Genomic DNA, 872 nt, shown 5'->3' with positions numbered 1-872 from the left:
CGTGTTTGTGTATAGAAAGTTGCGTGTTTGCCTGCCAGGATTTTCCGAAGGAAAATTAGAAGCTAGCAAACAAAGCAACTAACATTGGTTAAGCACAAAATAGCAATTTTTTATATACTCGGTTGGCAACTGGCTTTTTATAATCAAAATTCTATTTTTTAATAATTCTTTTATTAAGAGTTCCAAATTCCGAGTCAATTTTCATTATATAAAATCCATTAGGTAAATCAGTAATATCTATTGTATCAAATTTGTTTTCTATAGTTTTAATACTTTGTCCTAATGAATTAAATATTTCTATTTTTATAATACTACTATTTTGAGATTTTAAATAAATTAAAGAACTCGTCGGGTTCGGGTAAATATCAATTTGGGGTAATTCAAATTTTGTAGTGTTCATTGGAAAATTTTTAAAAACAGCTCCTCCGAAAACAGGTGTATTGATGTTTAATACCATACCATTATCTACTGAAGATATCGAATATCCAGCAGCTAATTGTACAAAACTAAAATATTCATTTTCAAAATTATTATGGATTTCAATTCCGCAGTCATCTGTTGTGTTTGAAAATTGGTCTGTTTCTAAAATATGAGAATATAGTAAGTTGAAAGTTCCATTAAATGTGTTACAAGTTCCAATTCCATTAAAAGTTAAATCTTCCATAATAGTCAAGGAAGGCGTTATAGTAGGTTCAATTTCTGAAACCACATAAGGTCCTTGACTTGCATCGCTAGCCATAACAGAATACAAATACCAAGTTTGAAATAAGTCGGGATTTGGTTCTTGAGCAAAACAGTTTATTGAACAAATAATTGAAATCGAAAGTAATAGTTGTTTCATAGTTCTTGTTTTTTCAGCTTGTTGCCAACGT

Annotated in this window: 1 protein-coding gene; it reads right to left on the bottom strand. The window is 29.5% G+C overall.

The genetic code is table 11. The features are described from left to right. Positions 1-151: 151 nt before the first annotated feature. Positions 152-872, bottom strand: a 721-nt coding sequence (locus Q0842_RS16045; RefSeq protein ID WP_298500504.1) for a T9SS type A sorting domain-containing protein, incomplete at its 5' end; no start/stop codon positions are given.

This window comes from uncultured Algibacter sp. (genome assembly GCF_947495675.1).
Classification (GTDB): Bacteria; Bacteroidota; Bacteroidia; order Flavobacteriales; family Flavobacteriaceae; genus Algibacter_B.
The sequence above is the reverse complement of the archived record's forward strand: the minus strand, read 5'-3'. Positions and strand labels throughout refer to the sequence as shown.